Source organism: Streptomyces sp. NPDC052036, from assembly GCF_040680495.1.
Lineage (GTDB): Bacteria > Actinomycetota > Actinomycetes > Streptomycetales > Streptomycetaceae > Streptomyces.
This window is the reverse complement of sequence record NZ_JBFAWW010000035.1, coordinates 1-23,732: the sequence shown is the minus strand read 5'-3', so window position 1 is coordinate 23,732 and position 23,732 is coordinate 1. Positions and strand designations below refer to the sequence as shown.

The following is a 23,732-nucleotide window of genomic DNA, read 5'->3' as shown; positions in this document are numbered from 1 at the left end:
ATGATCCGGCGGTGTTCACGCCCGGGGATCGAGAAGCCGTCCCTGTCCAGCCGCTCAGCCGGTGCCGGTCGCCCGTACGACGGGGCCGCCGCGTCGGAGGGGGTCAGCGCGCCGCCAGGCTGGAGCGGCGCACCACCAGCTCCGGCTGGAGCACGACCCGCTGGTGCTCGTGCTCGCGCGCCCCCTCCTCCGCCTCTGTCTCCTCCAGCAGCAGTTCCGCGGCGAGCGCGCCCATGGTGACGGCGGGCTGCCGAACAGAGGTGAGGGGCACGGCTGCCGCCGCGGCGAACTCGATGTCGTCGTAGCCCACGAGGGCGAGATCCTCGGGAACGCTCACCCCGGCCGCGTACAGGGCCTGCAGGACGCCGAGCGCGAGCAGGTCGTTGGCGCAGAAGACGGCCGTCGGTCGGTCGGCGAGCCCGAGCAGCCGGGCACCGGCGTCCCGGCCCGCGGCGACGTCCAGGCGCTCGGTGGGCAGTTCCCGCAGCGCCTCGGGGCCGAGCCCGGCCTCGGCCAGCGCGTTCAGGGCGCCGATGCGGCGGTCCCTGACCTGGTGGAGTCCGGGCGGCCCGCTGACGTAGGCGACGGAGCGGTGCCCGGCGTCGACCAGATGCCGCACGGCCAGGGCGCCGCCCGCCACGTCGTCCACCGAGACCGAGCACTCCGTGGTGCCCTCGGCGACCCGGTCGACCAGCACGAACGGGATGCCGTGGCGACGGAACGCCTCGATGTTGCGGCCGGTCGCGTCGGCCGGGGTGAGCAGGACGCCGCGCACCCGCTGCTCGGCGAAGAGCGAGAGGTACTCGGCCTCCTCCGCGGGGTTCTGCGCGCTGTTGCAGACCATCACCCCGAGCCCTGCCTCGCGGGCGGCCCGCTCGGCGCCGCGGGCCACATCCACGAAGAACGGGTTGCCCATGTCGAGAACGAGCAGCCCCATGATCCGGCTGCGCCCCGCCCGCAACTGCCGGGCGGACTCGCTGCGCACATAGCCGAGACGGTCGATCGCGGACAGCACACGTGCGCGGGTGGGAGCGGCGACGGTCTCGGGACGGTTGATGACGTTCGAGACCGTGCCCACGGAGACTCCGGCGACGCGGGCGACATCCTTGATACCCACCGACTGGGCCATCGGGCGGGAACCTCCAGGGCTACGAGGGGCGGCGGGGAAAACCTCACATTACCTGCATGCCGCCCCACTTCCGCCCCGGTCGGGCACCGGGTCGAACCGGAAGCCGGAAGTCCACCGACGGGGTGGCAAGGGCGTCCTCCCGGGTCTCCGTGTGCGGGAGCCGGCCGCCGGGTCAGGCGAGGTGGAACACCTCGGTGAGGGGCCGCATGGCCTCATCCGGTCGAGCGCCGTGCGGCGCGACTCAGAACGGTGCCATCTCCGCCTGCCAGCGGGAATTGACCTCGGTGGCCGCCGCTCCGGCTCGGGCGGCGGCGAAGTCCTCGGTCTCCAGGTAGCCGACCAGCAGGCCGTCCTCGCGCAGAAAGAGCGAGTAGTTGTGCCAGCCGGCCGTCGAGAGGGCCCTGAGCATCTCGGGCCATACCGCGGCATGGCGCTCGCGGTACTCGTCGAGACGGTCGGCCCGGACCTGGAGCACGAAGCACACGCGCTGCATCGAAGGGCTCCCGGGCACTAGAAGTCGAACTGGTCGATGTTCTCGGCGTCGAACACGGTCGGCTTGCCCAGGTTGATCACGCCGTCCTTGCCGATGGTGTACGAGGTGTCGCCGGCTTTGAAGGTCTCGCCCTCCTTGCCGGTGATCTGCCCGGACACCAGGGCGACGGCGGTACGGGCGGCCAGTTCGCCGAGCTTGGCCGGGTCCCACAGCTCGAACGCCTCGACCGTGCCGTTCTTGACGTACTTGCGCATGTCGTTCGGGGTGCCGAGACCGGTGAGCCGGACCTTGCCCTTGTACTTGGACCCGGACAGGTACTGGGCGGCGGCCTTGATACCGACGGTGGTCGGGGAGATGATCCCCTTCAGGTCCGGGTGCTCCTGCAGAAGGCCCTGGGTCTGCTGGAAGGACTGCTGGGCGTCGTCGTTGCCGTAGGCGATCTTGACCAGCTTGACGTCCTTGTACCTGGGGTCCTTCAACTCGTCCTTCATATAGCCGATCCAGGTGTTCTGGTTCGTCGCGGTCTGCGCGGCGGACAGGATCGCGATCTCGCCCCGGTAGCCGATCTGCCGGGCGAGCAGCCGCACCTCGGTGCGGCCCAGGTCCTCGGCACTGGCCTGGGACACAAAGGCGTCACGGCATTCGGGCCGGGTGTCGGAGTCGTAGGTGACGACCTTGATGCCGTTGCTCATGGCCTGCTTGAGCGCGGTGCACAGGGCCCCCGGATCCTGTGCGGAGACGGCCATCGCGCTCACCTGCTGCTGGGTGAGCGTGTTGACGTAGCTCACCTGGCCGGCGGTGTCGGTGGCGCTGGACGGGCCGACCTCCTTCGACTTCGAGCCCAGCTCGATGAGGGCCTTCTCGCCGCCCTTGTCGGCGGAGGTGAAGTACGGGTTGTTGACCTGCTTGGGCAGGAAGCCGACGGTGAGGCCCTTCTTGAGGGCGGCGCCCGGGTCCGCCTTGCCGGCCGAGGCGGTCGAGCCGCCGCTCTCGTTCTTGACGTCGTTCTTGGTGGTGCCGCCGCAGGCGGTGGCGGCGAGGGCGAGGGAGGCGACGGCGGCGAGGGCCGTGCAGCCACGGCGGATCGCTGAAGCACGCATGGGCGGAGATCCTTTACGCGGGTGAGCGGAGGGACGGGGGCGGAGCGGACACGGCTCGGCGGGCCGCCCTCGCGACGGAGATCTGTCGCCCGACGCGGGGGCCGAGCACGGAGACGACGAGCAGGACACCGGTGACGACGATCTGCGACTGCGCCGAGACGTTCAGCAGACTCATCACGTTCTGCAGCGCACCGAGCAGGAACACCCCGGCGATCGCGCCGCCGAGCGTGCCCTGGCCGCCGTCGAAGTCGACACCGCCGAGCAGTACGGCAGCGACGACGGAGAGTTCGAGCCCGGTGGCGTTGTCGTAGCGGGCGCTGGCGTAGTGCAGGGCCCAGAACACGCCCGTGAGCGAGGCCATGAGACCGGTGGCGAGAAACAGGGTCAGCTTGGTCCGCCTGACCCGGATGCCGGCGAAGCGTGCGGCCTCTTCGCTCGCGCCGATCGCGAACAGCGACCGGCCGAACGGGGTCGCGTGCAGTACGACCACGGCGACAGCGAGCAGCACCAGGAAGGCCGGGAACGCCTGGGGTACGAAGGTGTTCCCGATGCGCCCGGCCGCGAAGTCGAGGTACTGCGTGGGGAAGTCGGTCACGGCGTCCGAACCGAGCACGATCTGTGCGATGCCCCGGTAGGCGGCGAGGGTGCCGATGGTGACGGCGAGGGACGGCAGTCCGAGCCTGGTCACCAGCAGGCCGTTGACCAGGCCGCACACCAGACCGAGCAGCAGACACAGCGGGATGATCGTCTCGATCGCCATCCCCTCGTTCCACAGCTTGCCCAGTACGGCGCCCGACAGGCCGGCGGTGGAGGCGACCGACAGGTCGATCTCCCCCGCGACCACAAGGAGAGTCATCGGCAGCGCGATCAGTGCGATCGGCAGGGTGTTGCCGATGAGGAACGACAGGTTCAGGGCGTTGCCGAAGCCGTCCACGAAGGAGAACGACAGCAGCAGGAGGACGAGGAGCAGGGCGCCGACGACCGTGTCCCAGCGGATCGCGCGCGTCAACGAGTCAGGCATGGGGTGCGTTCCCCTCCTCGGGTGCCGGTCGGGCCGGCTGGTTCACGGCGGGCCTTCTCGCGCCCGACCTCTTCAGGGCCACGGCCACACGCAGCGCGACGGCGCGGTCGACCGCGATGGCGAGCAGGAGCAGGACGCCGTTGATGGCCAGCACCCAGACGGAACTGACGCCGAGAGCGGGCAGCACACTGTTGACGGAGGTCAGCAGCAGGGCGCCGAGCGCCGCTCCGTAGACGCTGCCGGAGCCGCCGGTGAAGGCGACACCGCCGACCACGACGGCGCTGACGACGGTGAGTTCGTAGCCGCTGCCGGTGCCCGAGTCGACGTTACCGAACCGGGCGAGGTACAGCCCGCCCGCGAGTCCGGCGAGGGCGCCGCAGAAGATGTACGCGGTCAGGATCCGCCTGCGGACCGGAATGCCGGCGAGCCGTGCGGCCTCGGCGTTGGACCCGAGCGCGTACAACTCGCGCCCGCTGCCGAAGTGTTTGAGGTGGTACGCGGTCGCGACCAGGACGCCGAGGGCGATCAGGGCCAGCCAGGGGATCGCCGTGATGCCGCCGGAGCCGAAGTCGACGAATCCACCCGGCAGATCGGCCGCCGTGATCTGGCGCGACCCGACCCAGATGGAGTCGATGCCGCGGATGACGTACAGAGTGCCGAGGGTGACGACGAGTGCGGGCACCTGACCGAGGCTGACGAGCAGCCCGTTGAGCAGGCCGAAGCCGACGCCCACCAGGACCGCGAGCAGCAGCGCCACGACCGCGTTCCCACCGCCGTGCAGGTAGATGCCGGCGGCGAAGGCGCTGATGCCGAGGGTGGAGCCGACGGACAGGTCGACGTTCCCGGTGATCACGACCAGGGACTGGCCGGTGGCGACCAGCACCAGGACGGTGGCGTTGAGCAGCAGGTCCTTGACGCCCTGTTCGGAGAGGAACTCGCTGTTGCCCAACTGGGTGACCACGATCATCACCACGAAGACGGCGAGGAGGGCGAGTTCACGCATCCGGAAAACACGGTCGACCAGCCGGGCGCCGCCGGACCCCGGCACCTCGGCGGCGGGGGCGGCACGGGGCGCGGTCACTGTCATACGACGGCCCTCCCGGTGACGACGGGGGCCGTCACGGAGGCCCTCTCCATGGCTGTCATACGGCGGCCCTCCCGGTGGCTGCGGCCATCACGGTTTCCTCGCCGGCTTTCGAGCGCGGGATGTCGGCGGTGAGCCGGCCCTCGTGCATCACGAGCACCCGGTCGGCCATGCCGAGGATCTCGGGCAGGTCGGAGGAGATCATCAGGACGGCCACCCCCTCGGCGGCCAACTCGCTGAGCAGCCGGTGCACCTCGGCCTTCGTACCGACGTCGATGCCGCGCGTCGGCTCGTCGACGATGAGCACCTTCGGACGGGTGGCCAGCCACTTGGCGAGGACGACCTTCTGCTGGTTGCCGCCGGACAGGGTGGAGACGGCGTCGGCGATCCGGGCGTACTTCACCTGCAACCTGACGGCCCAGTCGAGGGAACGGCTGCGTTCGGCGCCTCGGTTCATCAGCCCGGCCCGGGTGGTCGTGCGCAGCCCGGTCAGACCGATGTTGCGCTCGACGGACATGTTCATCACCAGACCCTGGGCGCGCCGGTCCTCGGGCACGAGGGCGAGCCCCGCGGCCATGGCGGTGGAGGGCGCCCCGTTGGTCAGTGCCCTCCCGTCGACCTCGACCTCTCCCGCGTCCCACCGGTCCACGCCGAAAACGGCCCGCGCCACCTCGGTACGGCCCGCGCCGACGAGCCCGGCGAGACCGACGATCTCTCCGCGGCGCACATCGAAGGACACGTCCGTGAAGACCCCCTCCCGGGTCAGCCTCCGTACGCTCAGAGCCACTCCGCCGGGCTGCACGTCCTGCTTCGGATACAGCGCGTCGAGATCGCGTCCGACCATACGCCGTACGAGATCGTCCTCGGTCATCCCCTCCAGCAACTCGCTCGCGACCAGGGCCCCGTCGCGGAGGACGGTCACCCGCCGGCAGACCCGGAAGATCTCCTCCAGCCGGTGGGAGACGAACAGCACCGCCGCGCCCTGGTCCCGCAGGGTGCGGACGACCCCGAAGAGCCGGGCCACCTCGCTGCCGGTCAGGGCGGCGGTGGGTTCGTCCATGATCAGGATCCGGGCGTCGAAGGACAGCGCCTTGGCGATCTCGACGATCTGCTGGTCGGCGATGGACAGGCCGCGTGTGGGGCGCTCCGGGTCGAGGGCGACGCCGAGGCGCCGCATCAGGGCCGCGGTCGCCGCGTGGGTGGCCTTGTGGTCGATGCGGCCGAGGGCACGCCGTGGCTGGCGGCCCATGAAGATGTTCTCGGCGATCGACAGGTCGGGGAAGAGGGTCGGTTCCTGGTAGATCACGGCGATGCCGGCGTCGCGTGCGTCGGCCGGGCCGTGGAAGACGGTCGGCTCGCCGTCCAGCAGCACCTGGCCGGCGTCCGGCCGGTGGACACCGGCGAGGGTCTTGATGAGGGTCGACTTGCCCGCGCCGTTCTCACCCGCGAGGGCGTGCACCTCGCCGGGGAACAGTTCCAAGGACACCTCCCGCAGCGCGCGTACCGCGCCGAAGGACTTGGAGATGTCCCTGAGCGCCAGCACCGGCGCCGGACCCGTGGCGGACGGTTGGGTCATGGGAGCTCCTCGACGACACCGGCGGGGCGGCCCTTCCGGCATTGTGAAAGGTTTCAAATGGGTTGCCGGGGACGGTAGGCGCGCCAGCCTTGTCGAGTCAATGGGGTCGCCTGGAAAAAGTTCCGAGAGCCAGATGTCACACGGGAGTCACGAACGGACGGGCCCGCGAGGGGGATTGACACTCCCCCTGGAGACTCCTAGCTTCCGTCCTGAATCGTTTCACGCATCGCTTCATGCACGACTTCACGCACCACTTCATGAAACGGCTTCATGAAACGGCTTCATGGCATCGCTTCATGACATGTGGATCCCTCCGACACCTCAGGAGCCCCGAAGTGACCGAGCTCGCCGCGGTGAAGGCCGCGCTGCAGACCCAGGCCGTCGAGACGCCGTCGTGGGCGTACGGGAACTCGGGCACTCGGTTCAAGGTGTTCGCGCAGCCGGGGGTGCCGCGCACGCCGCAGGAGAAACTGGACGACGCCGCCAAGGTGCACGAGTTCACAGGGGTCGCGCCGACGGTGGCGCTGCACATTCCCTGGGACCGGGTCGACGACTACGCGGCCCTGGCCGAGCACGCGCGCGAACGGGGCCTGCGGCTGGGTGCGATCAACTCCAACACCTTCCAGGACGACGACTACCGGCTGGGCAGCATCTGCCACCCGGACGCGGCGGTGCGCCGCAAGGCCGTCGGCCATCTCGTGGAGTGCGTGGACATCATGGACGCCACGGGGTCGAAGGACCTCAAACTGTGGTTCGCCGACGGGACGAACTACCCGGGCCAGGACGACATCCGCGCCCGGCAGGACCGGCTGGCGGAGGGCCTGGCCGAGGTGTACGCACGGCTCGGCGACGGTCAGCGCATGCTGCTGGAGTACAAGCTCTTCGAGCCCGCGTTCTACACGACCGACGTCCCGGACTGGGGCACGGCCTACGCGCACTGTCTCAGGCTCGGCGAGAAGGCACAGGTCGTCGTCGACACCGGGCACCACGCGCCCGGCACCAACATCGAGTTCATCGTCGCCACGCTGCTGCGCGAGGGAAGGCTCGGCGGTTTCGACTTCAACTCCCGTTTCTACGCCGACGACGACCTCATGGTGGGCGCCGCCGACCCCTTCCAGCTCTTCCGCATCATGTACGAGGTGGTGCGCGGCGGCGGGTTCGGCCCGGACGTGGCGTTCATGCTCGACCAGTGCCACAACATCGAACCGAAGATCCCGGCGATCATCCGTTCCGTGATGAATGTGCAGGAGGCGACGGCGAAGGCGCTGCTCGTGGACGCCGAGGCGCTCGCCTCGGCGCAGCGGTCCGGTGATGTGCTCGGCGCGAACGCGGTGCTCATGGACGCCTACAACACCGACGTACGGCCGCTGCTCGCCGAGGTCCGCGAGGACCGCGGGCTGGACCCGGACCCGATCGCCGCCTACCACCGGTCCGGCTGGGCGGAGACGATCGCCGCGGAGCGGCTCGGCGGACAGCAGGCCGGCTGGGGCGCGTGAGCGCGGGTCCGCCGGCCGCGCACACCGGCGACCGACGGGACGCACCACCGGCCCGACCGGCGAAAGCGCACGGTCGGATGCCGGCGCGCGTCCGGCGGCAGCCGGGCCGCGGCTATCCCAGCAGTGCCTGGGTCCCGAGCACGGTCAGCAGGGCGAGGCGTTCGGCGTCCTCGGTGCCGGGCTCGGCCGTGTAGACCATGATGCGCAGGTCGGCGCCCGCCACGGTGAGCACATCGCAGTCCAGGTCCACCGGGCCCACCTGCGGATGGTCGACGGTCTTACGGGCGGACTCATGGTGGCCGACCGCTCCGGAGTCCCACAGCTCGGCGAACCGCTCGCTGTGCGCGCGCAGTTCCCCGACCAGGCGCCGCAGCCTGGGGTCGGCCGGATAGCGGTCGGCGGCGGCGCGCAGGTCCGCGACCAGCGCGGCCTCGAAAGCGCGCCGGGACTCGGGAGTGTGCCGCACCCGGGTGCCCTGGCCGAGCAGATTGCGCCACACGGCATTGCGCTCGTTGCCGCGCCATCCCGACGGATCGCCCATCAGCGCGGCATACGGCGGGTTGGCCAGAAGCAGGGTCCAGGAGGCGTCGTAGACGGCGACGGGGGTTCCTGTCAGCCGGTCCAGGAGTCGCTGGACACTCGGGGTGAGGTGCGCGGGAACGGTGTCGGGGCCCGGCGGTGTCAGCCCGGCGAGCCGGAACAGGTGCTCACGCTCGGCTGCCGACAGCCGCAGTGCCCTGGCCAAGGCCTCCACGACCTGGGCCGAGGGGTGGGACGCGCGGCCCTGTTCGAGGCGGGTGATGTAGTCGACGGAGATCCCGGCCAGCAACGCCAGCTCCTCGCGGCGCAGGCCGGGCGCGCGCCGCTGCCCGCCGGAGGGCAGCCCTGCCGCCTCGGGTGGGACCCGGTCACGCCAGCGGCGCACCGCCTTGCCGAACTCCGGCGTCGCCATGCCGACCAGTGTCCCCTGTGGAACGCGTGTCTTCCTGGTACCGGTGGTCCCAGGAAGAGGGGGTCCCTGGCTGTGCGGCGGGCCGCGCACCACCCTGGAGCCATGACAACAACACTGATCACCGGAGCGAACAAGGGTCTCGGCTTCGAGACCGCCCGTCGGCTCGTCGAGGCGGGGCACACCGTGTACATCGGCAGCCGGGACGCCGATCGCGGACGCCGGGCCGCCGAAGAGCTGGGCGCGCGAGCCGTCCTGCTCGATGTCACCGACGACGCGTCCGTCGCGGCCGCGGCCAAGAGCATCGAGGCCGACGGCGGACTGGACGTCCTCGTCAACAACGCCGGCGTCGAGAACCGGACGCCGGACGGTGGCGTGATGGGCGCCGCGGAGGTGACCGCCGACGCGATGCGGGCGGTGTTCGAGACGAACGTCTTCGGTCTGGTCCGCGTCACCCACGCCTTCCTGCCGCTGCTGCGGCGATCGGCCGCCCCCGTGGTGGTCAACGTCAGCAGCGGTCTGGCCTCGCTGGCCAGGGTCACCGCCGAGGGGACGCCCGCGTACGGCTATCCCGGGGTCGCCTACCCAGCCTCGAAGGCGGCGGTCAACATGGTCACGGTGCAGTTCGCGAAGGCGTTCCCGGACATGCGGATCAACGCGGTGGAGCCCGGCTACACGGCCACGGACCTGAACCACCACACCGGCCTCCAGACCGTGGAGCAGGGCGCCGAGATCATCGTGCGCATGGCCCAGGTGGGCCCGGACGGCCCGACCGGGGGCTACTTCGACGCGGAAGGTTCGCTTCCCTGGTAAGACGCCCCGGCGCCACGCGGTGGTGCGTGCTCCGGCACGCACCACTACTGCCGTATGTGACCGCCCGACGCCACCTTGACGGGGCCACGTCCGCCCACTACGTTCCTGAAACGATTCAACCGACAGGGAGGACCGAGACGTCATGGCATCTCACCCCGAAGCCGCCGCCCTCCTGGCCCGCTCCCATCGACTCGGCGCCGACCCCCGCAACACCAACTACGCCGGCGGCAACACCTCCGCCAAGGGCACCGCGACCGACCCCGTGACCGGCGGTGACGTGGAGCTGATGTGGGTCAAGGGGTCGGGCGGTGATCTCGGCACGCTGACCGAGTCCGGGCTCGCGGTGCTGCGACTGGACCGGCTGCGGGCGCTCAGGGACGTCTACCCGGGCGTGGCGCGGGAGGACGAGATGGTCGCCGCGTTCGACTACTGCCTGCACGGCAAGGGCGGCGCGGCCCCGTCCATCGACACCGCCATGCACGGTCTGGTGGACGCCGCCCACGTCGACCACCTCCACCCCGACTCCGGGATCGCGCTCGCGTGCGCCGCCGACGGCGAGAAGCTGACCGCCGAGTGCTTCGGCGACACGGTGGTGTGGGTCCCCTGGCGGCGGCCCGGCTTCCAACTGGGCCTGGACATCGCGGCCGTCAAAGAGACCCACCCACAGGCGATCGGCTGCGTGCTCGGCGGTCATGGCATCACCGCCTGGGGTACCACGGCCCAGGAGTGCGAGCGCAACTCCCTGCACATCATCCGCACCGCCGAGGAGTTCCTCGCCCGGCACGGCAAAGCGGAGCCGTTCGGGCCGGTGCTCGACGGGTACGAGCCACTGTCCGACACGGAGCGCCGGAAGCGGGCGGCGGCGCTGGCCCCGTACGTGCGCGCGCTGGCCTCCCAGGACCGGGCACAGGTCGGGCACTTCACCGATTCCGGTGTCGTCCTCGACTTCCTCGCCCGCGCCGAGCACCCGCGCCTCGCCGCGCTCGGCACCTCCTGCCCGGACCACTTTCTGCGCACCAAGGTCCGCCCGCTGGTCCTCGACCTGCCCGCGACCGCACCGCTCGACGAGGCGATCGCCCGGCTGACGGAGCTGCACGCCGAGTACCGCGAGGAGTACGCCGCCTACTACGGGCGTCACGCCCTGCCCGACTCCCCCGCGATGCGCGGCGCGGACCCGGCGATCGTGCTGGTCCCCGGCGTCGGCATGTTCTCCTTCGGCAAGGACAAGCAGACCGCGCGCGTGGCGGGCGAGTTCTACGTCAACGCCATCCAGGTGATGCGCGGCGCCGAGGCCGTGTCGTCGTACGCGCCCATCGAGGAGTCGGAGAAGTTCCGTATCGAGTACTGGGCGCTGGAGGAGGCCAAGCTCCGGCGGATGCCGAAGCCCAGGCCGCTGGCCACCCGGGTGGCGCTGGTGACGGGTGCCGGCAGCGGGATCGGCAGGGCGATCGCGCACCGGCTGGCCGCCGAGGGCGCGTGCGTCGTCGTCGCCGACCTGAACGCGGAGACCGCCACGGCGGTCGCCGAGGAACTCGGCGGTGCGGACCGGGGCGTCGCCGTCACGGTGGACGTCACGTCCGAGGAGCAGATCGCCGAGGCGTTCCGGGCGGCACTGCTGGCCTTCGGTGGCGTCGACCTGGTGGTGAACAACGCCGGAATCTCCCTCTCCAGGCCGCTTCTCGAGACATCGGCGCGGGACTGGGACCTCCAGCACAACGTCATGGCCCGGGGCTCCTTCCTCGTCTCGCGTGAGGCGGCCCGGGTGATGATCGCGCAGGGGCTGGGCGGTGACATCGTCTACATCGCCTCCAAGAACGCCGTCTTCGCCGGTCCCAACAACATCGCCTACGCGGCGACAAAGGCCGACCAGGCGCATCAAGTGCGCCTATTGGCAGTCGAGTTGGGCGACCACGGCATCCGTGTCAACGGGGTCAACCCGGACGGTGTGGTGCGCGGCTCCGGGATCTTCGCGGGCGGCTGGGGCGCCCAGCGGGCGGCCGTCTATGGCGTCCAGGAGGAGAAGCTCGGTGAGTTCTACGCCCAACGCACCCTGCTGAAGCGGGAGGTGCTGCCGGAGCATGTCGCCGGTGCCGTCTTCGCGCTGACGGGCGGCGACCTGACGCACACCACGGGGCTGCATGTCCCGGTCGACGCGGGTGTGCCGGCCGCTTTTCTGCGATGAGCGCGGCCGTGACGTCGTACGCCGCGGTCGATCTGGGCGCGTCCAGCGGTCGGGTCATGGTCGGCCGTGTGGGCCGCGGCACCCTGGAGCTGACCGAGGCCCACCGGTTCCCGAACCGGCCCGTCGCCCTTCCCGAGGGGCTGCGCTGGGACATCCTGTCCCTGTACACGGGCGTCCTCGACGGGCTGCGCGCGGGCGGCCCCGTCCGGTCGGTCGGCATCGACAGCTGGGCGGTGGACTACGGGCTCCTGGACGCCGACGGCGCTCTGCTCGGCAACCCGGTGCACTACCGCGACACCCGTACCGAGGGCATCGCGGAGAAGGTGTGGGCGACCGTGCCCGCGCAGGAGCTGTACGCCGCCACGGGGGTGCAGTACGCGCCCTTCAACACGCTGTACCAGCTCATGGCGGCCCGCTCCTCGGCGGAGTTCGCGCGGGCCAGGCGGCTGTTGCTCATCCCCGACCTGCTCGGCTACTGGCTGACGGGTGAGCAGGGCACCGAGCTGACCAACGCCTCCACCACCCAGCTCCTCGACCCCCATACCGGTGACTGGTCGTACGGCCTCGCACAGCGGCTGGGCATCGACCTGAGCCTGTTCGCCCCGCTGCGCCGGCCCGGTGACCCGGCGGGCCTGCTACGCCCCGGCGTACTGGCGCGGACCGGGCTGACCGGTCCGGTCCCGGTGACCGCGGTCGCCTCGCACGACACGGCCTCCGCGGTGGCCGCGGTACCGGCCGTGGGCGAACGGTTCGCGTACATCTGCACCGGCACCTGGTCCCTGGCCGGACTGGAACTTCAGGCTCCGGTGCTGACCGAGGCGAGCCGCGCCGCCAACTTCACCAATGAGCTGGGCCTGGACGGCACGATCCGCTGTCTGCGCAACATCATGGGGCTGTGGCTGCTCCAGGAGTGCCTGCGGGAGTGGCACGACCCGGACCTGCCCGCGCTGCTCGCGGCGGCGGCCGACGTGCCCGCACTGCGGTCCGTCGTGGACGCGGGAGACACGGCGTTCCTGGCGCCCGGCCGGATGCCGGGCCGCATCGCCGAGGCGTGCCGGGCCTCCGGGCAGCCGGTGCCGGACTCCCCCGCCGAGATCACGCGCTGCATCCTCGACTCGTTGGCGCTCGCGCACCGCCGGGCCGTCGCCGATGCCCAGCGGCTCGCCGACCATCCGGTCGACGCCGTGCACATCGTCGGGGGCGGCACCCGCAACGCGTTGTTGTGCCAGCTGACGGCCGACGCCTGCGGACTGCCGGTGCTGGCCGGGCCCGCGGAGGCGGCCGCTCTCGGCAACGTCCTCGTCCAGGCCCGGGCCGACGGGCTCCTCGGCGACCGCACGGACCTGCGGCGCCTGCTCGCCCGTACGCAGCCGCCGACCCGGTACGAGCCGCGGGGCGACCCGGCGTCGTGGCGTGCCGCGGAGTCCCGTCTCGCCGCGCCGTGAGACAGAGGTCTCCCCCAGGCCGCGTCCGCCGATTACCCTGTACTCATCCGATGATCAACCCCAAGGAGCCGCGATGCGTGTCGCTCTGTTCCTGACCTGCGTCAACGACACGCTCTATCCGGACACCGGCCGCGCCGTGGTGAAGCTCCTGACCAGACTGGGCGTTGAGGTCGACTTCCCGCTGGCGCAGACCTGTTGCGGGCAGGCGCACTACAACACCGGCTATCGCCATCAGGCCGAGCCGCTCGCGGTGAAGTTCTCCGATGTATTCCGGGATTACGAGGCGATCGTGACCCCTTCCGGGTCCTGCGGGGCGATGGTGCGGGAGCTGTATCCGCGCATGGGAGAGCGGGCGCAGGCGGAGGGCCGCGGGGACGCCCTCGCGGCCACCGTGGCGTCCGTGGTCCCGAAGACGTACGAACTGACCGAGTTCCTGGTGGACGTGCTGGGAGTGACGGACGTGGGTGCGTACTACCCGCATCCGGTGACCTACCACCCGACATGTCACGGGCTGCGGAGCCTGCGGCTCGGCGACCGCCCGACGCGGCTGCTTCGGGCCGTCAAGGGACTGGAATTGATCGAGTTGCCCGGTGCCGAGGAGTGCTGCGGCTTCGGCGGCACCTTCTCCGTGAAGAACCCCGACGTCTCGGCGGCCATGGGCGTCGACAAGGTACGCAACGCCGAGTCGACGGGTGCGGAGGTGCTGTGCGCGGCGGACAACTCCTGTCTCCTGCACATCGGCGGCACGATGGCACGTCTGCGCGTCGGCATGCGGCCGGTGCACATCGCGGAGATCCTGGCGAGCACGGAGGAGGAGCCGCCGGCATGAGGGGCGTCGTCGTGATGAAGGGTGGCCCCGTATGAGCGGGACGTTCGTCGGTATGCCGGCGTTTCCCGAGGCCGCGCGCGAGGCGGTGGGCAACAGGACACTGCGGGCCAATCTGCGGCACGCCACCCACACCATCCGCGCCAAGCGGGCCAGGGCCGTCGCGGAGATGTCGGACTGGGCGGAGCTGCGCGAGGCGGGCAAGCGGATCAAGGACCACACGCTGCGTCATCTCGGCCGCTATCTCGTGCAGTTGGAGCAGGCGGTCACGGCGGCCGGGGGCATCGTCCACTGGGCGGCGGACGCGGAGGAGGCGGGCCGGATCGTCACCGAACTGGTGAGGGCGACCGGCGAGTCCGAGGTCGTGAAGGTCAAGTCCATGGCCACGCAGGAGATTGGTCTCAACGAGGTGCTGGAGGCGAATGGCATCCGTGCCTACGAGACCGATCTCGCCGAGCTGATCGTGCAGTTGGGCAAGGACCGGCCCTCGCACATCCTGGTCCCCGCGATTCACCGCAACCGGGGGGAGATCCGCGACATCTTCCGCTCCGAGATGGGCGCGTGGGGCCGTCCCGCTCCCGACGGGCTCACCGACACACCCGCCGAACTCGCCGAGGCGGCTCGGCTGCATCTGCGGGAGAAGTTCCTGCGCGCCAAGGTCGCCGTCTCGGGCGCGAACTTCATGGTCGCGGAGACGGGCACGCTGGTGGTGGTCGAGTCGGAGGGCAACGGGCGGATGTGCCTCACGCTGCCCGAGACGTTGATCTCCGTCGTCGGCATCGAGAAGATCGTGCCGACCTGGCGGGATCTGGAGGTGTTCCTCCAAACGCTCCCCCGGTCCTCGACCGCCGAGCGAATGAACCCGTACACGTCGATGTGGACCGGCACGACGGGCGGGGACGGCCCGCGCGCCTTCCACCTCGTGCTGCTCGACAACGGCCGGACCGACACCCTCGCCGACCAGGTCGGCCGTCAGGCCCTGCGCTGCATCCGCTGCTCGGCGTGTCTCAATGTGTGCCCGGTGTACGAGCGGGCGGGCGGCCATGCCTACGGCTCGGTGTACCCGGGACCGATCGGAGCCATCCTCAGCCCTCAGCTGCGGGGCACCCAGAGCGCGATCGACGCCTCGCTGCCCTATGCCTCGTCGCTGTGCGGCGCCTGCTACGACGTGTGCCCGGTCGCCATCGACATCCCGGAGGTGCTGGTGCATCTGCGGGAACGGGTGGCGGAGGGAGGGCCCGCGACCCGGGCGGGCAACAAGGTCGTGCTGCGGCCGGCGCGGGGACACGCGGCCGAACGGGCGGCGATGCGGGCGGCGCTCTGGGCGTTCAGCCACCCCGACGCGCTGCGCACGGGCCAGCGCCTGGCGTCGCGTTCGCGTCGCTTCCTGCCGCGGACCCTGCCCGGCCCGGGCCGGGCGTGGAGCGCGAGCCGGGACCTGCCGACGCTGCCCCCGGAGCCGTTCCGCGACTGGTGGCAGCGCACGCACGGAGGGAAGGAGGCGGACAGGTGAGCGGCAGCAGGGATCTGATCCTGGGCCGGGTGCGGCGCGCGCTGGCGGACGTGCCCAAGGCCGACATGCCGTACGAGCAGGACGTTCCTCGGGACTATCGGGAGCGGCACGGCGAGCGCACCCCGGCCGAGACGGCGGACCTGCTCGCGGAGAACCTCGCGGACTACCGGGCGATCGTGCACCGGACGGACACCGCGGAGCTGCCCTCGACCCTGGCCGGTCTGCTCGCGGCGCGCGGCGCGCGGACGGTGCTGGTACCCCCGGGACTGCCGTCCGGCTGGCTCACGGGCGTCGAGCAGGTGCCCGACCGGGCGGAGAGCACCCCGTACGAACTCGACCGCGTCGACAGTGTGGTCACCGGCTGCGCGGTCGCGATCGCCGAGACCGGCACCCTGGTGCTGGACGGCTCACCGGATCAGGGCCGCCGCCGTATCACCCTCGTCCCCGACCACCACATCTGTGTCGTACGCGTCCCGGACCAGGTCGTGGACTCCGTGCCCCAGGCACTGCGGCGGCTCACCCCGGGCCGCCCGCTGACCTGGATCTCCGGGCCGTCCGCGACCAGCGACATCGAGCTGGACCGGGTCGAGGGGGTGCACGGTCCGCGCACCCTGGAGGTGGTGCTGGTGAGCGAGGTGTGACCGGCGCGGCTAGCGTGAGGGAATGATCCGGTTCGAGCAGGTCACCAAGCGGTATCCGGACGGCACGACGGCCGTCGACGACCTGTCCTTCGAGATCGGTGAGGGCGAGTTGGTCACGCTGGTCGGACCGTCCGGCTGTGGCAAGACGACCACGATGATGATGGTCAACCGGCTGATCGAGCCGACCTCGGGACGGATCTTCGTGGGCGGCGAGGATGTCGCGACCGTCGATCCGGTGCGGCTGCGGCGGCGGATCGGCTATGTGATCCAGCAGGTCGGGCTGTTCCCGCACCGGACCGTGCTCGACAACACGGCGACCGTGCCCTGCCTGCTCGGCTGGAAGAGGGCGCGGGCACGGGCCCGCGCGGCCGAGTTGCTCGACCTGGTGGGCCTGGACCCGAAGACGTACGGGCCGCGCTATCCGGACCAGTTGTCCGGCGGCCAGCGGCAACGGGTGGGGGTGGCGCGGGCGCTGGCCGCCGACCCGCCCGTGCTGCTGATGGACGAGCCGTTCGGGGCGGTCGACCCCGTGGTGCGGGAGCAGTTGCAGGAGGAGTTCCTGCGGATGCAGACCGCCGTGCGCAAGACGGTGCTGCTGGTCACGCACGACATCGAGGAGGCCGTCCGGCTCGGCGACCGGATCGCGGTGTACGGGCAGGGGCGCATCGAGCAGTTCGACACGCCCGGGACGGTGCTGGGGACGCCCGCGACACCGCGCGTCGCCGCGTTCGTGGGGGCGGACCGGGGGCTGAAGCGGCTGTCGGTGACGGAGATCGAGCCGAGCGACCTGGAGCAGCCGCCGGTCGTACGGCTCGACGAGGCCGGCGGGCGGGCGGCGGCCCGGCTGAACGCGCAGGGCGCACGCTGGGCGGTCGTGCTCGACTCCGCCGGTGATCTGCACGGCTGGGCCGGCGTCGACGAACTGGCCCGGGGCGGTCCGGTCCGCGACCATGCGCACCGGATGAACTCCTGGGTGCCGGTGGGCGCTCCGCTGCGGCAGGCGTTCGGGGTGATGCTCCAGCACGACGCCGGCTGGGTGGCGGTACTGGACGGGCCCCGCTTCCTGGGGGTCCTGACGCCGGCCAAGCTCCATGAGGCGCTCCGCCGCTCGGTGGACGCGGACGCGCGGGGCGTCTCGCGCCGGGAGGTGACCTACGAGTCGGTGGCGGACGCGTGAGGACGCCGGCCGTCGGTACGTCGGGCCGTCGGCGCCCGCCCGGCCGGCCGGCGGCGGGGCCGCGTCATGTCAACAGGCCCTTGTCCGTGAGATAGGCGCGGGCCACGTCCTGCGGCAGTCGGCGCCAGCTGTCGACCTGCTGGTTCATCGACGCCAGATCCCGCGTGGTCAGAACGGAGTTCAGGACGCCGAGCGCCTGGGCGACCCGTGCGCCGCCGGCGCGGGAGCGACTCACGACCGGGACGATGTAGTCCGCGTTCTGCAGATGTCTGTCGTCCGCGAGCAGAACCAGTCCGAAGGCGTCGAGGGTCGCGTCCGTGGTGGTCGTCAGCACCATCTGGTCCCGTTCGCTCTGCACGGCCCGCTTGGCCTGGGTGGTACCGACGCCCTTGGGGTCGACGCCGATGATGTCGATGCCGTACACCTTCTTCAGCCCCGGTGCGCAGTACGGCCGCCGTACGCATTCGTCGCCCGCCGCGAGCCGTACCTTCAGCCCGGACCTGCCGAGGTCGCTCAGCGACCTCAGACGGTGCTCACGGGCATAGGCCGCCGACACGGCGAAGGCGTTCTGGTCGACCGCCCGGCCGGCGTCGAGCACGGTGAGCCCACGGGGTGCGGCGAGTGCGCGCAGGGCCTTCATGGTGGCGTCGAGGTCCGGCGAACCGACGGGAGGGGCATCGGGGCCGTTGGCCCTGGCGTCGAGCCAGTCCGCGAAGGTGGCCGCGTACTCGGGGACGACGTCGATCTGCCCTGATTCCAGGGCGGGTTCGTACAGCTCACGGTTGGCGACGGTGATCAGCGATGTCTTGTAGCCCGCGCGGTTCAGCAGCAGGGCGTACATCTGGGCGAGCAGATCGCTCTCGGTGAAGCCGGCCGAGCCGACGGTCAGATGTCCGCTGTCGCGCGGCGATGCGGTGACCCGGCCGCGGGTCTCCAGGGAAGGACCCGTGGCGCAGCCGGCGAGCAGGCCCATGAGGCACCCCAGGAGCAGGCACACGGCCGCCGCGCACCGTCTCATCGCACTCCTCCGGCGCGGGGCGGGGCCAGCCGCTCGACGGCTTCGAAGACCCCCTCCACGATCAGCGCCAGCGCCGCCACCAGTACGGCCCCGGCCACGACCTGCGGTGTGCTCGCCAGGTTGAAGCCCGCGGTGATGATCCGGCCCAGTCCCCCTCCGCCCGCGAGCGCGGCGATGGTCGCGGTCGCGACAAGCTGCACGGCGGCGATCCGCACCCCGTTCAGGACCATCGGGAGCGCGAGGGGAAGTTCCACGTGCAGCAGCGTCTGCCGGCCCGTCATCCCCATGCCCCGCGCCGCCCGCACGACACTGCGGTCGACCTCGCGCATGCCGACGTAGGCGTTCGTGAGCAGGGGCGGTACGGCGAACAGCACGAGGGCCACGACGGTGGGCCCCTCCCCCCAGCGGCCGAGCGGGGTGAGCAGCAGAAGCACCAGGACGGCGAAGGTGGGGACGGCACGCCCGACGTTGGAGATGTTGACGGCGAGCGCCCCGCCCCTGCCGAGATGGCCGAGGACCAGGGCGACCGGCAGGGCGATCGCACAGCTGACGACGAGACAGCAGAGGGTGAGCAGGACGTGCTGCGTCAGCCGGTGCCCGATGCCGTCGTCGCCCGGCCAGTGCGCGGGGTCGGTGAGCCAGTGCCAGGCCTCGCCGAGGGTCCTCATCCGCGGGCCGCCCTCGCCCAGGGGGTGATCAGCCACTGCACGCCGAGCAGCAGCAGATCGGCGGCCACGGCGATCAGCACGCAGAGCACGGAAGCGGTCAGCACCTGCGCCTTGAAGTACGTGTTCATGCCCGCGTAGATCAGATTCCCGAGTCCGCCGAAGCCGACGATCGCCCCGACGGTGACGAGGGAGACCGCGGAGACCGTGGCGATGCGGAGGCCGGCCATGGCGGCGGGCAGGGCGAGCGGGAGTTCCACGGCGAGCAGCAGCCGGATCGGGCCGTATCCCATGCCGTGGGCCGCCTGCCGGGTCTCCTCGGGGACGGCACGCAGCCCGGCGAGGATGTTCCGGACGAGCAGGGTGAGCGAGTAGAGGACCAGACCGGCGACCACCAGAGTCGGTGACAGTCCGTACAGGGGCAGCAGCAGCGAGAACATCGCCAGGGACGGGATGGTGTAGAGGATCGTGGTGCCGGCGAGCACAGGCCCGGCGATCCCGGTCCAGCGGCGCGCCAGCAGGGCCAGCGGCACGGCGACGACGAGACCGATGAGCACGGACGCCGCGGTCAGCTGCAGATGCTCAGCCACCGCGTCCAGGAGGATATGACGGCGGGTGCGCACGTACGCGCCGCAGATCCACTCGTTGCGGGCGAGGCAGTCGTCCGGGGGCGCGGTCACGGGTCCATTGCACCGGGTGGGTGAGCGGGCCCGCAGGTCGTAGGGGTCCGTCCGGGGTGCGGTCCCACGCTACTAGGGCGTGTTTCGAAAGTAGGGTCGTCCGCCCGAAGGGCGGGGCCCGCGGCGTCTGGTGCGGTGCATCGCAAGGCGGAGGGGCGTCCGCGTACTGGGCATACGCGGACGACCCCGACAACGCGGCGAGGTGCCGTGCCTGGGGGCACCTCCCAGCCGCCAGCCTGGGCGAGTCGCGGGCCGGACGGGACTTTCGAAACACGCCCTAGTGCTGGTTCAGGGCCCGTGCCGCCACCTTCAGGTCCGAGACGAGACCGGCGTACGCCGCCTCCCGGTCGTCGGCGCGCAGGACCGCCGAAGGGTGCACGGTCGCCACGACGTACTGCTCGTCGGCGCCGGGCATCGGCAGCAGGCTCCCCCGGTCCTTGGTCACCCGGAACGAGCTGCCCAGCAGTGCCTTGCCCGCGGTGGCGCCGAGGGCCACCACGACCTCGGGGCGGACCAGGTCCAGTTCCGCACGCAGCCAGGGCTTGCAGGCGCTCAGCTCACGCAGGCTCGGCGCCCTGTGGATGCGCCGCTTGCCGCGTTCGGGAACCACGGTGAACTTGAAGTGCTTGACCGCGTTGGTGACGTAGGCCGTGCCGCGGTCGATCCCCGCCTCCGCAAGCGCCCGGTCCAGCAGATGTCCGGCCGGTCCGACGAAGGGTTCGCCCTGCCGGTCCTCCTGGTCACCGGGCTGCTCCCCGACCAGCACCACCCGTGCCGAGGTGTCCCCGCTGCCGAACACGGTCCGGGTGGCGTTCGCGTACAGGGGGCAGCCACGGCAGTCCGCGGCGGCGCGCCGATATGCGGCCGGCTCGCCGTCGTCCGGCAGGAAGGGCGTCGCGTCGTAGGCGCTCGCCCGGGCGTCGTCGGGACGGCTCATACCGGCCTCGCTTCCGGGCCCCGCCGGGCCGGGCCCAGAACTCGGAGTACCCCTCCCCCCGGCTCGCACACCCCTGGCGGAGTGGCGACGATGGAGGAAGCCGACATCGCACGCGCCACGCCGTCACGCCGCCTCGGAGGGGCCGATGACCATGGACGCCCATCCGGGCAGGCCGGGGAAGCGGGAGCCGGACGCCACGGCGCCCCAGACGGAGCGGATCTTCGAGCTGGAGGAGGAGGTCAGCCAGCTCAAGGAGGCCGTCACCTCGCACGCGGTCGTGGACCAGGCGATCGGGATGCTGGTGGCCGTCGGCCATGTGACCCCGGCCCAGGGGTGGGAGGTGCTCCGGGAGGTCTCCCAGCACGCGAACACCAAGCTGCGCCATGTCGCGGAGCTGATCCTGATCTGGGGAGGCGGCGGGGATCTGCCGACCGATGTCCGCGATCTTCTGGAGGACACGCTCGACCGCTACGGACCTACGCGGCTCCCGGAGGACCCGCCGCGCCCTTGAGTTCCCGCCCCGGCCCCGCCCCGATGTCACTCGTCCGGCCTGTTCGGCGGGCCCCGGTCAATATCCCGTCGATTTCCCTCCGTTGCCCGCGGGCCGCGTGTTTCAAATACCCTCTCACGGATAGTCCGGAAGGAGCGGCGCACTGCCAAGCCGTTCCCGGGAGGGTTCGGCAGTGAGCCCGCCCGCAAACGGCCGTCCGGTCGACGAGTGGCCGATCCGGGCGGCCGGATGCGATCCGGTCGCATGGGGCGGGAGAGCAGCCTCTGGATTCGGTGCGGACGGACTCCCGGTAGCAGGCGCGACATCGGGTCGCCGAGTCTCAGGCAATATCGGCGAGCGCCTCCTCGCGTATCCGGGCACAGCATCCGCTGAGCAGTCGTGAGACATGCATCTGGGAAATACCGAGTTGGTCCGCTATCCGGCTCTGGGTCATTCCGCAGAAGTAGCGCAGATAGAGGATGGTGCGCTCGCGCTCGGGGAGCGACCGCAGACACGGCTTGACGGCCTCTCGGTCGACGATCAGGTCGTACCCGGAGTCGGCCTCACCGAGGGCGTCGCCCAGTGCGTATCCGTCGTCGCTGCCTGCGACCTCCGCATCCAGGGACAGGGCGGTGAAGCTGTCCATGGCTTCCAGACCCACCCGGACGTCCTCCTCGCTGAGGTGGGCGTGCTCGGCGATCTCGGCGACGGTCGGGCCGTGCCCGGGGGATTCCTGGGATATCTCCTTGACCGCCGTCCGCACCCGGTTGCGCAGGTCCTGGACCCGGCGGGGCACATGCAGGACCCACATGTGGTCGCGGAAGTGCCGCTTGATCTCACCAGTGATGGTGGGGATGGCGTAGCTCTCGAAGGCGTACCCCCGCGCCGGGTCGTAGCGGTCGACCGCCTTGACCAGTCCCAGCGCCGCGACCTGGCAGAGGTCCTCGACCGACTCGCCCCGCCCTCGATACCGCCGGGCGATGCGGTCGGCCATCGGCAGCCAGGACCGCACGATGTGCTCGCGCAGCGTCTGGCGTTCGGGGCCCTCGGGCAGTTCGCGCAGTTGCGCGAAAGCGTCGGTGGTGTCGGGTGCGTCGTCATGGGGATGTTGCTTGGCCTTGACCGTGATGCGCATCGAGCTTTCAACTCCCTCAAGGGGCTGACTGGGCAGTCACCGTGGGAAGGCGCATCGACGGACCACGCGGAGAGTCACACACCCGGGATCTGCTGGGCCAGTTTCCACGGAGGTGCCTCCTGTCCGAAGCACTCTTATGAGCCATTCCCGACTTTCCTGGCACCAAACAATTCCTGAGGTACGTTTCATGGCTCACCGGGGTTACTCATGGTCTTCTCATCGCTCCGAAAAGTGAGCGGGCAATGCGGCGCGGCAAAGCGCCGGAGCACGGTTCGGGGCATGGAATTTCAAGGCCCTGGTAATTCCAGGGAATTCATCGGCTCCCGGTCGTGGGACTTTCCGTGGCGGGGCGCAGCCAGAGCGTGGCGAGCGGGGGGAGCGTGAGGCGGATGCCGTGCCCGGGACCGGTGCCGGGCGTCACAGGGCCGGTGTTGCGGACGTCGCTGCCGCCGAAGCGAGCCGCGTCGGTGTTGAGGACCTCGTCCCAGGCCGGTACGTCGTCGGGCACGTCCAGGCGGTAGTGGTGACGGACGACCGGCGAGAAGTTGGACACGGCGAGCAGGGGGGCGCCGTCCGCGTCGAAGCGCAGGAACGCGAAGACATTGTCGTCGGCGGCGTCGCAGACCACCCAGCGGAACCCGGACGGTTCGGTGTCGCGCTGCCACAGGGCCGGGGTGCGCAGGTAGATCGCGTTCAGGTCGCGCACGAGGTCGCGCACGCCCCGGTGGTCGGCCGCGGCATCGTAGCCCGGGTCGAGCAGCCACCAGTCGGGGCCATGGGCCTGGGACCATTCGTCGCCCTGGGCGAACTCCTGTCCCATGAACAGGAGCTGCTTGCCCGGGTGGGACCACATGAAGCCCAGATAGGCGCGGTGATTGGCGCGCTGCTGCCACCAGTCGCCGGGCATCTTCGACACCAGCGACCGCTTGCCGTGCACCACCTCGTCGTGCGAGATGGGCAGGACGTAGTTCTCGCTGTACGCGTACACCATCGAGAACGTCATCTCGTGGTGGTGGTACCTGCGGTGCACGGGGTCCTTGGACGCGTAGACGAGCGAGTCGTGCATCCAGCCCATGTTCCACTTCAGGCCGAAGCCGAGTCCGCCGTGGTCGGTGGGCCGGGTGACGCCGTCCCAGGCCGTGGACTCCTCGGCGATGGTGACCGCCCCGGGGCAACGGCGGTAGACCGTGGCGTTCATCTCCTGCAGAAACGCGACCGCGTCGGGATTCTCGTTCCCGCCGTGCTCGTTCGGCCGCCACTGGCCGTGCTCGCGCGAGTAGTCCAGGTAGAGCATGGAGGCGACCGCGTCCACGCGCAGACCGTCGATGTGGAACTCCTCGCACCAGTACACCGCGTTGGCGA

General features: G+C 71.1%; 21 protein-coding genes and 1 pseudogene. 9 read left to right on the top strand and 13 right to left on the bottom strand.

The window, feature by feature from the left end; translation table 11 throughout:
- Window positions 1-103: 103 nt before the first annotated feature.
- The 6 genes and pseudogenes from AB0L95_RS33070 to AB0L95_RS33045 all read right to left on the bottom strand — a co-directional run bounded on the left by AB0L95_RS33070 (window position 104) and on the right by AB0L95_RS33045 (window position 6,403).
- Window positions 104-1,129 (bottom strand): LacI family DNA-binding transcriptional regulator, encoded by a 1,026-nt coding sequence (locus AB0L95_RS33070; RefSeq protein WP_365168135.1) that lies wholly within the window; start codon window positions 1,127-1,129, stop codon window positions 104-106.
- 172 nt (window positions 1,130-1,301) lie between these two features.
- Window positions 1,302-1,622: pseudogene (locus tag AB0L95_RS33065) on the bottom strand (L-rhamnose mutarotase).
- 17 nt (window positions 1,623-1,639) lie between these two features.
- Entirely contained in the window at window positions 1,640-2,722 is a 1,083-nt protein-coding gene (rhaS, locus tag AB0L95_RS33060) for a rhamnose ABC transporter substrate-binding protein (RefSeq protein ID WP_365168133.1), read from the bottom strand.
- Between the two features lie 13 nt (window positions 2,723-2,735).
- Complete coding sequence (locus AB0L95_RS33055) at window positions 2,736-3,743, bottom strand: ABC transporter permease (RefSeq protein WP_365168131.1); 1,008 nt, start codon at window positions 3,741-3,743, stop codon at window positions 2,736-2,738.
- Complete coding sequence (locus AB0L95_RS33050; RefSeq protein ID WP_365168129.1) at window positions 3,736-4,830, bottom strand: ABC transporter permease; 1,095 nt, start codon at window positions 4,828-4,830, stop codon at window positions 3,736-3,738. The genes AB0L95_RS33055 and AB0L95_RS33050 overlap by 8 nt, the downstream gene beginning before the upstream one ends.
- 55 nt (window positions 4,831-4,885) lie before the next feature.
- Window positions 4,886-6,403, bottom strand: a complete 1,518-nt coding sequence (locus tag AB0L95_RS33045; RefSeq protein WP_365168127.1) for a sugar ABC transporter ATP-binding protein — start codon at window positions 6,401-6,403, stop codon at window positions 4,886-4,888.
- 335 nt (window positions 6,404-6,738) lie between these two features.
- Between AB0L95_RS33045 and rhaI the strand changes: the two genes are divergently transcribed.
- Window positions 6,739-7,899, top strand: a complete 1,161-nt coding sequence (gene rhaI / locus AB0L95_RS33040; protein WP_365168125.1) for an L-rhamnose isomerase — start codon at window positions 6,739-6,741, stop codon at window positions 7,897-7,899.
- Window positions 7,900-8,011: 112 nt separating this feature from the next.
- On the opposite strand, the gene AB0L95_RS33035 is transcribed toward rhaI, so the two are convergent.
- On the bottom strand, window positions 8,012-8,851 hold the full coding sequence (locus tag AB0L95_RS33035; protein ID WP_365168123.1) for a helix-turn-helix transcriptional regulator: 840 nt from the start codon (window positions 8,849-8,851) through the stop codon (window positions 8,012-8,014).
- A 102-nt stretch (window positions 8,852-8,953) separates the two neighbouring features.
- Here AB0L95_RS33035 and AB0L95_RS33030 point away from each other — a divergent pair, with 102 nt between their 5' ends.
- The 7 genes from AB0L95_RS33030 (at window position 8,954) to AB0L95_RS33000 (ending at window position 17,445) form a co-directional block, all read left to right on the top strand.
- Entirely contained in the window at window positions 8,954-9,661 is a 708-nt protein-coding gene (locus AB0L95_RS33030) for an SDR family NAD(P)-dependent oxidoreductase (protein ID WP_365168120.1), read from the top strand.
- Window positions 9,662-9,803: 142 nt separating this feature from the next.
- Window positions 9,804-11,843 (top strand): bifunctional aldolase/short-chain dehydrogenase, encoded by a 2,040-nt coding sequence (locus AB0L95_RS33025; protein ID WP_365168117.1) that lies wholly within the window; start codon window positions 9,804-9,806, stop codon window positions 11,841-11,843.
- Window positions 11,840-13,288 (top strand): rhamnulokinase family protein, encoded by a 1,449-nt coding sequence (locus AB0L95_RS33020; protein ID WP_365168115.1) that lies wholly within the window; start codon window positions 11,840-11,842, stop codon window positions 13,286-13,288. The genes AB0L95_RS33025 and AB0L95_RS33020 overlap by 4 nt, the downstream gene beginning before the upstream one ends.
- A gap of 73 nt (window positions 13,289-13,361) precedes the next feature.
- Window positions 13,362-14,117, top strand: a complete 756-nt coding sequence (locus tag AB0L95_RS33015; RefSeq protein WP_365168113.1) for a (Fe-S)-binding protein — start codon at window positions 13,362-13,364, stop codon at window positions 14,115-14,117.
- 31 nt (window positions 14,118-14,148) lie between these two features.
- Window positions 14,149-15,627, top strand: a complete 1,479-nt coding sequence (locus AB0L95_RS33010; protein WP_365168111.1) for a lactate utilization protein B — start codon at window positions 14,149-14,151, stop codon at window positions 15,625-15,627.
- 65 nt (window positions 15,628-15,692) lie between these two features.
- Window positions 15,693-16,268 (top strand): LUD domain-containing protein, encoded by a 576-nt coding sequence (locus AB0L95_RS33005; RefSeq protein ID WP_365168279.1) that lies wholly within the window; start codon window positions 15,693-15,695, stop codon window positions 16,266-16,268.
- A 22-nt stretch (window positions 16,269-16,290) separates the two neighbouring features.
- On the top strand, window positions 16,291-17,445 hold the full coding sequence (locus tag AB0L95_RS33000) for a betaine/proline/choline family ABC transporter ATP-binding protein (protein ID WP_365168109.1): 1,155 nt from the start codon (window positions 16,291-16,293) through the stop codon (window positions 17,443-17,445).
- Between the two features lie 64 nt (window positions 17,446-17,509).
- Here the strand turns inward: AB0L95_RS33000 and AB0L95_RS32995 are convergent, their stop codons facing one another.
- The 4 genes from AB0L95_RS32995 to AB0L95_RS32980 form a co-directional block, all read right to left on the bottom strand.
- A complete protein-coding gene (locus AB0L95_RS32995; protein ID WP_365168107.1) occupies window positions 17,510-18,463 on the bottom strand; it encodes an ABC transporter substrate-binding protein in 954 nt (317 codons plus the stop codon).
- The gene (locus AB0L95_RS32990; RefSeq protein ID WP_365168105.1) at window positions 18,460-19,131 is read right to left on the bottom strand and encodes an ABC transporter permease subunit; all 672 of its coding nucleotides are present in this window, start codon (window positions 19,129-19,131) and stop codon (window positions 18,460-18,462) included. The genes AB0L95_RS32995 and AB0L95_RS32990 overlap by 4 nt, the downstream gene beginning before the upstream one ends.
- Window positions 19,128-19,808, bottom strand: coding sequence for an ABC transporter permease (locus AB0L95_RS32985; RefSeq protein WP_365168102.1), 681 nt, complete (start codon window positions 19,806-19,808; stop codon window positions 19,128-19,130). Before AB0L95_RS32985 ends, AB0L95_RS32990 begins: the two co-directional genes overlap by 4 nt.
- Window positions 19,809-20,085: 277 nt before the next feature.
- A complete protein-coding gene (locus AB0L95_RS32980) occupies window positions 20,086-20,745 on the bottom strand; it encodes a UdgX family uracil-DNA binding protein (RefSeq protein ID WP_365168100.1) in 660 nt (219 codons plus the stop codon).
- 151 nt (window positions 20,746-20,896) lie between these two features.
- On the opposite strand from AB0L95_RS32980, the gene AB0L95_RS32975 reads away from it, so the two are divergent.
- Window positions 20,897-21,256: an ANTAR domain-containing protein gene (locus AB0L95_RS32975; RefSeq protein ID WP_365168277.1), complete on the top strand. Its 360-nt coding sequence runs from the start codon at window positions 20,897-20,899 to the stop codon at window positions 21,254-21,256.
- Between the two features lie 319 nt (window positions 21,257-21,575).
- Here AB0L95_RS32975 and AB0L95_RS32970 read toward each other — a convergent pair whose 3' ends face one another.
- Both AB0L95_RS32970 and glgB read right to left on the bottom strand, forming a co-directional pair.
- Window positions 21,576-22,370: a SigB/SigF/SigG family RNA polymerase sigma factor gene (locus AB0L95_RS32970; protein WP_365168097.1), complete on the bottom strand. Its 795-nt coding sequence runs from the start codon at window positions 22,368-22,370 to the stop codon at window positions 21,576-21,578.
- A 313-nt stretch (window positions 22,371-22,683) separates the two neighbouring features.
- The coding region (glgB, locus tag AB0L95_RS32965) for a 1,4-alpha-glucan branching enzyme (protein ID WP_365168095.1) at window positions 22,684-23,732 on the bottom strand (1,049 nt) is incomplete at its 5' end.